This is a genomic window from Variovorax sp. CAN15 (assembly GCF_030462475.1).
GTDB lineage: Bacteria > Pseudomonadota > Gammaproteobacteria > Burkholderiales > Burkholderiaceae_C > Variovorax.
Map to the genome: position 1 here is coordinate 20231 of NZ_JASMRZ010000070.1, position 8139 is coordinate 28369.

Below are 8139 nucleotides of genomic sequence, written 5' to 3' on the forward strand. Positions count from 1 at the left end.
ATTCATTGATCCGGAAAGGCCTTGGATCCGGGCAGGCCCGGCGCTCGTGCCTCGCGCTGCTCCAGCACCGCGAGATCGCTCTCGTCCTTGAGGCCCACGCCCGTCAGCCCCTTGCGCAGGGACTCCCGCATGAGCCATGCCAGCTTGAACGCGGCCGCCTCGCTCGACAGGCCCTCGGGCCGCACGTTCGAGATGCAGTTGCGCTCGGCGTCGTGCCGGCCGCGCTTGGGCGTGTGGGTCAGGTAGATGCCCAGGCTGTCCGGCGAGCTCAGGCCCGGCCGCTCGCCGATCAGCATCACCGACAGCGCTGCGCCGAACAGCTCGCCCACCTCGTCGGCCAGCGCCACGCGCGCCTGCGTGGCGACCACCACCGGCGCGAAACGGGTGTCGGCCGGCAGCTGCGGGCGCAGCGCGGCCAGCAGCGGCACCGCGTGGCGGGCGACGGCGAGCGAGGAGAGCCCGTCGCCGATCACGACGCAGACGTCGCAGCCGTAGCGCCGCTCGGCGAGCAGGCGCGTGGCATCGTCCTCGTCGAGCTGGCGGCCGAGATCGGGGCGGCGCAGGTATTCGGTGCGGTCCGCCGCGCGGCTGCGTGCGCGGGCCACCTCCCAGCGCTGCGCGGTGAGGGCGGCCGCGAGCGCGTCGACGTCGAGCGCGGCATGGATCGCATCGCGCGCCATCGCATGCGCCCAGCCGAAGCGCAGCGTCTCGTCCGTCGGCATGCCCGAGCCGGCGCGGCCCAGCGCCAGCCGCGCGGGCGTGGCCGAGCGCCATTGCGACCACGGGTTGGGAGTGACTGGCGATTCGTCGCTCATGGCGCCAGCGCGGAGAGCGCGCTCATGTCGGCCAGCAGCCGGTTGACGGAAGGCGGGGCCAATTTGCCCGCCGTGTCGGTGATCTGCATGCGCCGCAGCCATGCCTCGAACTCCGGCGCGCGCTTCAGGCCCAGCGTGTCGCGCAGGAACAGGGCGTCGTGGAAGGAGGTGCTCTGGTAGTTGAGCATCACGTCGTCCGCGCCCGGAATGCCCATGATGAAGTTGATGCCCGCCGTGCCCAGCAGCACGAGCAGGGTGTCCATGTCGTCCTGGTCGGCCTCGGCGTGGTTGGTGTAGCAGACGTCGCAGCCGATGGGCAGGCCCAGCAGCTTGCCGCAGAAGTGGTCTTCCAGCCCCGCGCGGATGATCTGCTTGCCGTCGTACAGGTACTCCGGCCCGATGAAACCCACCACCGTGTTGATGAGAAGCGGCCTGTAGCGCCGCGCCAGCGCGTAGGCGCGCGCCTCGCAGGTCTGCTGGTCGACGCCGAAGTTGGCGTTGGCCGACAGCGCGCTGCCCTGGCCGGTTTCGAAGTACATGACGTTGTCGCCCACGGTGCCGCGCTTGAGCGACTGCGCGGCGGCGTGGGCCTCGTCGAGCAGCTCGGGCGTCACGCCGAAGGACAGGTTCGCCTTCTCGGTGCCCGCGATCGACTGGAACACCAGGTCCACCGGCGCGCCGGCCTCGGCCAGCTTGAGCGTGTTGGTCACGTGCGTGAGCACGCAGCTCTGCGTGGGAATCTCGAAGCGCTGGATCACCTCGTCGAGCATGTGCAGCAGGCGGCCCAGCACGGGCATGCTGTCGGATGCCGGGTTGAGGCCGATCACCGCGTCGCCCGCGCCGTAGAGCAGGCCGTCGAGCGTGGAGGCGGCCACGCCGCGCGGGTCGTCGGTCGGGTGGTTGGGCTGCAGGCGCACCGAGAGATGGCCGGGCAGGCCGATGGTGTCGCGAAAGCGCGTGACCACACTGCACTTCTTCGCGACCGACACCAGGTCTTGGTTGCGCATGAGCTTGGACACCGCCGCGACCATCTCCGGCGTGAGGCCGGGCGCCAGCGCCGTGAGCGTGGCGGTGGTGGCTGCGTCCGACAGCAGCCAGTTGCGGAAGTCGCCCACCGTGAGATGCGACACCGGCGCGAAGGCCTGCGCATCGTGGCTGTCGATGATGAGGCGCGTGATGTTGTCGCTCTCGTACGGAATCAACGCCTCGGCGAGGAACTGTTTGAGCGGCGTATCGGCCAGCACATGCCGCGCGGCCATGCGCTGCTGCGCGGTGGCCGCGCCGATGCCCGCGAGGTAGTCGCCCGAACGCGCCGGGCTGGCGAAGGCCATGACCTGCCGCAGGTCTTCGAAGGTGAAGACCTGGCCGGCGATGGTGGTGCGGTAGAGCATCTTGGTCAGCGTGCTTTCTCTGCCTTCAGGCGCTGGTCGTCGAGGAGGACAGCATCTCGTCGGGCGCGGCGGCATCGCGCTGCCCGGAGGTCAGCAGGAAGTAGCCGTAGGCGGCAGCCATCAGCACGATGAACAGCAGCGTCAGCATGCCGTTGAACCACACCATCGCGCCCAGGCACACTACGCCGAGCCCGAGCGCGATGGCCGGGAACACCGGGTAGAAGGGGGCGCGGTAGGTGCGCAGCAGGTCGGGCTCGCTGCGGCGCAGCTTGAACAGCGCGGCCATCGAGATCAGGTACATCACGATGGCGCCCAGCACCGCCATGGTCACGATGTTGGCGGTGAGCGTCTGGCCGCCGAACTGCACCCACTCGTCGCTGAAGATGGCGATGACGCCGATCACGCCGCCGGCCAGCAGCGCGCGGTGCGGCGTGTCGAAGCGCGGGCTCAGTCCCGCGAAGTAGCGCGGCAGGTAGCCCGCGCGCGCCAGCGCGAAGATCTGCCGCGAGTAGCCCATGATGATCCCGTGGAAGGAGGCGATCAGCCCGAAGAGGCCGATCCAAACCAGCATGTGCAGCCAGCCGCTGTTGTCGCCCACCACCGCCTTCATGGCCTGCGGCAGCGGGTCGTTGATGTTGGCGAGCTTGCGCCAGTCGCCCACGCCGCCGGCGAAGATCATCACGCCGAAGGCCAGCACCACCAGCGTGACGATGCCCGTGGTGTAGGCGATGGGAATGGTGCGGTGCGGATCGCGCGCCTCCTCGGCCGCCATGGCCGCGCCTTCGATGGCGAGGAAGAACCAGATCGCGAACGGGATCGACGCGAAGATGCCCGCGATGGCCGCGCCGTTCAGCACGCTGCCGCCGGCCCAGCCGTTGGCCACGAAGTTGGCCATGGTCCAGCCCGGCGTGACCACGCCCATGAATACCAGCAGCTCGACGATGGCCAGCACCGTGACGAAGAGTTCGAAGGCCGCCGCGATGCCCACGCCGATCCAGTTGAGCCCGATGAAGATCACGTACGCGCCGAGCGCGAACCACTTCGGATTGACGCCCGGAAACTGCACGTTGAGGTACGCGCCGATGGCCAGCGCGATGGCCGGCGGCGCGAAGACGAATTCGATCAGCGTCGCGAAGCCCGCGACGAAGCCGCCGTTGGGGCCGAAGGCGCGCCGCGCGTAGGCAAAAGGACCGCCTGCGTGCGGGATGGCCGTCGAGAGCTCGGTGAAGCTGAAGATGAAGGTGGTGTACATGGTCGCCACCAGCACTGTGGCGACCAGGAAGCCGAGCGTGCCGGCCGTGTTCCAGCCGTAGCTCCAACCAAAGTACTCGCCCGAGATGACGAGGCCCACCGCGATGCCCCAAAGCTGGACGGGGCCGAGCACCTTCTTGAGATGGCCTGTGCCTGCTGGGGCAGGCGATGCGCCCGTGCCGGCGGCGGTGGTGGAGTTCATGCGACGTCCTCTCTTCGTGAATGTTGACAGTGCACATTCGCCAAAGCAAGGGCTGTTCCACCGTGGGCCTGCATGGGCGCTGGCCATAATCGAGGTCTCTCAATCCTCGAGGTGTTCCGTGAAGTCTTTTTTCTGTGCCGCCCTGGTTTCCTTCGTTGCCATGCCCGCCGCCTTCGCGCAGTCCGCGCCCGTGACCACGCCCAGCGGCCTGATCTATCAGTCGATCAAGGAAGGCACTGGCGCATCGCCCGCGGCCACCGACGTGGTCAAGGTGCACTACCGCGGCACCTTCCCCGACAGCGGCAAGGAATTCGACAGCTCCTACAAGCGCGGCGAGCCCACCGAGTTTCCGCTCAACGGCGTGATCCCGTGCTGGACCGAAGGCGTGCAGAAGATGAAGCCGGGCGGCAAGGCCAAGCTGACCTGCCCGCCGTCGATTGCATATGGCTCGCGCGGCGCCGGCGGCGTGATCCCGCCGAACGCCACGCTCAACTTCGAGGTCGAGCTGATCTCCGTCACGAAGCGCTGAGGCTTCGGCCAGGAGATCTGAAAGAACTCACCCTGGCTGGTACTGGTACAGCCAGGTCTCGGTGAGCGTCTGCTCGCCGTTCTTCAGGTACATGCGCATGTCGATCGGCTCGTTGCCCTCGGGCGTGAAGTCGAACTGCGCGCGCCAGTGGCCCGGCACGCCGTTGGGCACGGCCTCGGCGAAGACGTACGAGAACTTGCCGCGCGCGGCCGTCAGCACCACTTCCGGCTTCACGCCGAAGGGCACGGTCGTCAGCGGCTGGCCGATGAACTCCACCATGAACTTCCGCACGCCCTGTGGACGCGGCTGCCCCGGCTGGCCGCCGCGGCCGATGCGGGTGGCCACGCAGCGCGCCAGCGGCGACGGAAAGGGCTCCTGGTCGGTCCAGTGCAGCCGGTACTGCAGGCTGTAGCTGCCGCCGGCCTTCGCTTCGGCCTTGGGCACCCAGAAGGCGACGATGTTGTCGTGGATCTCGTCGTCGGTCGGGATCTCGATGAGTTGCACCGAGCCCTCGCCCCAGTCGCCCAGCGGCTCGATCCACAGGCTCGGGCGCTTCTCGTAGTTCACGCCGTCCTGGTAGTGGTCGAAGGCGCGGTCGCGCTGCAGCAGGCCGAAGCCGCGCGGCCTGGTGTCGGCGAAGGCCGAGGCGCGTGTCTGCGAGGGGTTGTTGAGCGGGCGCCAGATGCGCTCGCCAGCGCCGTTCCAGATCGCGAGGCCGTCGGAGTCGTGCACCTCGGGGCGCCAGTCGATGGCGGTGGGCTTGATGGTCTCCGAGTACCAGTACATCGAGGTGAGCGGCACCAGGCCCAGGCGGGCCACGTCGCGGCGCATGAAGATGCGCGCGTCGATGTCCATGATGACGGCCTTGGTGCGCTGCATCACGAACTTGAAGACGCCCGTCACGCTCGGCCCTTCGAGCAGCGCGTAGACCGTCATCGAGGTTGTGTTGTTGGCGGCCGGTGTCTCGAAGTAGAAGCGCGTGAAGTTCGGGAATTCCTCGGGCTTGTCGGGCACCGCCACGTCGAGCGCGATGCCGCGCGCCGACAGGCCGTACTGGTAGAGCTCGCCGATGGCGCGGAAGTACGAGGCGCCGAGGAAGGCGACCCAGTCGTTCTTCTGCCAGTCGAGCTTGCTCTGGTCGCCCAGGCGGCTTTCCTGCAGGCGAAAGCCCGCGAAGCCCGCTCCAGGAGGGAGCGCGCGAGCAGGGCTGTCCGGCGGCATCGAGAAGTACGAGGGGCTGTAGAGCACCTCGCGCGCGAAGACGTCGCCGTCAGCGTTCTCCAGCACGTTCATGCGCACCGGCGTCTGGAAGAAGCGCCCGAGGTGGAAGAACGTGACGGGGAACGCGCCGGGCCCGTCGCGGAACAGGGCGTTGGCCGGGTCGAACTTGATCTTGCCGTGCGCGTCGTAGTCGATACGGTCGAGCACCTCGGGTGCGAGCGGCGCGGGGGCTGCATAGGGTTTTGCGGCCAGTGCCTTCGCCTGCGCGACCAGCGCGTCGAAGGAGAAGGGCGTGGGCTGGCTCAACTGCAGGCCGTTGGCGGCGAGAGCCTCTTCGGGCAGTCCGAGGGCGGCGAGGGCGGCAGCGGCACTGCCGGCGGCAAGGAAGGATCGGCGATCAAGCATGTGGTTCTTGAGGGTTGCGAATCTCTTGGGGGTAGGGCGAAAGAGGAAAGGAAGGTGAACTGCGGAAACGATAGGGCATTTTCCGCGACCGTAAACACCCTTGGAGCATGGCTCTTTTCGTTCCTGACCCGCGTCAGTCGATCCGCGCAGCCCGCGCCGGACAAAACCGGCAATTCGGAAAATTGTGCGTTTATGTATCGGCCCCGTCGGTTGCCTTCAGCTCGTAGAGCGCATACAGCGGTACGCCCAGGAACAGCATGACCATCGGCGCGAACAACGCGTAGGGCAGGCCGAAGCCTTCGAGCACGCGGTAGGTGCCTTCGAGGTTCAGGCGGGGATGGGGCTGCGTGAGTTCCGCCGACCGGCGGATGCCCCACTTGAATTCAGCCCCGGTCACGCGCACCGACGGGTGCTGCCTGCCGCGTCCTACGGCGAGCCAGCACATCGCGTCGAAGACGAGCACGGAACCCGCGGGCGCACGCTCTCCGAAAGTCGAGAGCACCGCCTGGACCTGCGCCGGCTCCAGGTACATGAGTACGCCCTCGGTGAAGAGAAACACGGGTTGCGCATCGCGCTTGCGCGGCAGCCCCAACTGCTCCCACCAGTCGGAGGCCGTGAGGTCGAGCTCGCACAGGTCATGGCGGTCGCCGGGCTCGGGAAGCAGTGCCCGGCGCAGTTCGAGTACCTCGGGCAGGTCGGCGTCGGTCATTCGCGACTTGCCGTCATCCAGCCACTGGAAGTAGTGGCTAAGGCCACAGCCCATGTTCACGATGCGCGCGCCGGGGTGCTGCTTGAGGAAGTCCTGCGCCAGGCTGCGAAAGCGCCGCGTGCGCGAGAGGATGCCGTAGATGGTGGCCCGGTCTTCGGGCAGCGCGTCGCCTTCGTCGCGGATCTGTTCGAGGATGCCCGCGGCATACGCATCTCGCACTGCGACCTGCGGGAACATCGCGTCACCCGAAGCGCGCGCGGCCAGGGGTATCCGCAGGGTGGATGGAACGGCGGACAGGCGACGGGCGGATTTGCGGGTAGTCATGAATGCTGGGGCGGCGCGTTGCCCAAAGTCTGGCCGCTCCGGCATCCGTGGGCAAGTCAGTCTTTGGTTACGACGGGCGGCGCGTGCCGGTCATGGACGCGGCTTCCCATGCAAGCAGCCGGCATCAATCGCCGGCAGGCTTGCCGCGCTGGCGCGCGAGATGCCGGTAGATCGTGCTGCGGTGGATGCCCAGCCTGTGCGCGGCCTTCGTCACATCGTGATCGCAGGCCCTCAGGGCTTCGTCCAGGGCATGGCGCGTCATGGCCTGCAGGGGTTGCGCCCGCGGCGTGGCCGGCACCGGCGCGTGTTCGGCGAGCGTCGCGTGATTACTCAGCAGGTGAGCCGGAAGCGTTGCCGCCGCCACGCAGTCGCCCGCATCGGCGAGCGCCACGATGGAGCGCAGCGTGCTGCGCAACTCGCGCACGTTGCCCGGCCAGCGGTACGCAGCCAGCGCCTCCAGGGCATCGGCTTCCAGCTGCAACTGCTTTGCCGCGCCGCCCGCTTCGAGAAACAGCCGCGAGATCAGTGCATGCCTGTCGTCGCGCTGCCTCAGCGCCGGCAGCGAGACGGTGAAGCCGGCCACCCGGTACATCAGGTCGGCGCGGAAGCGGCCGGCCTCCACCAGCGAGGGCAGATGGCCGTGGGTGGCGCAGACCAGGTCGAAATCCACCGGCACGCCCTGGCCGCCGCCCAGCGGCGTGACCACGCGCTCCTCAAGCACGCGCAGCAGGCGCGTCTGAAGGGCCAGCGGGATCTCCGCGATCTCGTCGAGAAACAGCACGCCGCCGTCGGCTTCGCGGATGCGGCCGGCCATGCCCTTGCGTCTGGCGCCGGTGAAAGCGCCCTGCTCGTAGCCGAAGAGCTCGGATTCGATCAGCGTCTCGGGCAGCGAGGCGCAATCCACGGCAACGAAAGGGCCCGCGCTGCGGCGGCTGGCGGCATGCAGCCGGCGCGAGAACACTTCCTTGCCGCTGCCGGTTTCGCCGTTGACCAGCACGGAGACCCCTTCGTTCAGCACCCGCACCGCCTTGTGCAGCATGGGCTGCACGGCATCGGCTTCGGCGCCGCCATGGGACGGCACGCTGCGCCTCTGGGGCGGGCGGGCGGCGCCCGGCACGCTCGAGCGCTCCATCACCGTCGCGATCTGCCGTCCGCCCGGAAGCGTAAGCAGGCCGCGCCGGTGCTCCATGCGCGGCCAGTTCGGGCCGAGGAAATCATCGGCGTCCAGGTCGAGCAGGCCTTTCCAGGAGCGGCCGAAGAGTTCGAGCGCGACACGGTTGGCCGCGACGATG

Annotated in this window: 7 protein-coding genes; 1 reads left to right on the top strand and 6 read right to left on the bottom strand. The window is 68.5% G+C overall.

Annotation, left to right across the window (positions count from 1 at the left end; translation table 11 throughout):
* Positions 1–2: 2 nt before the first annotated feature.
* From eutC to eat, 3 genes are read right to left on the bottom strand one after another with little or no spacing between them, the layout of a single operon-like run.
* A complete protein-coding gene (eutC, locus tag QMO14_RS27060) occupies positions 3–815 on the bottom strand; it encodes an ethanolamine ammonia-lyase subunit EutC (protein WP_301510951.1) in 813 nt (270 codons plus the stop codon).
* Positions 812–2206, bottom strand: coding sequence for an ethanolamine ammonia-lyase subunit EutB (locus QMO14_RS27065; protein WP_301510952.1), 1395 nt, complete (start codon positions 2204–2206; stop codon positions 812–814). Before QMO14_RS27065 ends, eutC begins: the two co-directional genes overlap by 4 nt.
* 25 nt (positions 2207–2231) lie before the next feature.
* Positions 2232–3659, bottom strand: a complete 1428-nt coding sequence (gene eat / locus QMO14_RS27070) for an ethanolamine permease (RefSeq protein WP_301510953.1) — start codon at positions 3657–3659, stop codon at positions 2232–2234.
* A gap of 160 nt (positions 3660–3819) precedes the next feature.
* Here eat and QMO14_RS27075 point away from each other — a divergent pair, with 160 nt between their 5' ends.
* Complete coding sequence (locus QMO14_RS27075) at positions 3820–4188, top strand: FKBP-type peptidyl-prolyl cis-trans isomerase (protein WP_301510954.1); 369 nt, start codon at positions 3820–3822, stop codon at positions 4186–4188.
* A 27-nt stretch (positions 4189–4215) separates the two neighbouring features.
* Here the strand turns inward: QMO14_RS27075 and QMO14_RS27080 are convergent, their stop codons facing one another.
* The 3 genes from QMO14_RS27080 to QMO14_RS27090 all read right to left on the bottom strand — a co-directional run.
* Complete coding sequence (locus tag QMO14_RS27080) at positions 4216–5814, bottom strand: glucan biosynthesis protein (protein ID WP_301510955.1); 1599 nt, start codon at positions 5812–5814, stop codon at positions 4216–4218.
* Positions 5815–6004: 190 nt separating this feature from the next.
* Entirely contained in the window at positions 6005–6847 is an 843-nt protein-coding gene (locus QMO14_RS27085) for a class I SAM-dependent methyltransferase (protein ID WP_301510956.1), read from the bottom strand.
* A gap of 124 nt (positions 6848–6971) precedes the next feature.
* The coding region (locus QMO14_RS27090) for a sigma-54-dependent Fis family transcriptional regulator (protein WP_301510957.1) at positions 6972–8139 on the bottom strand (1168 nt) is incomplete at its 5' end.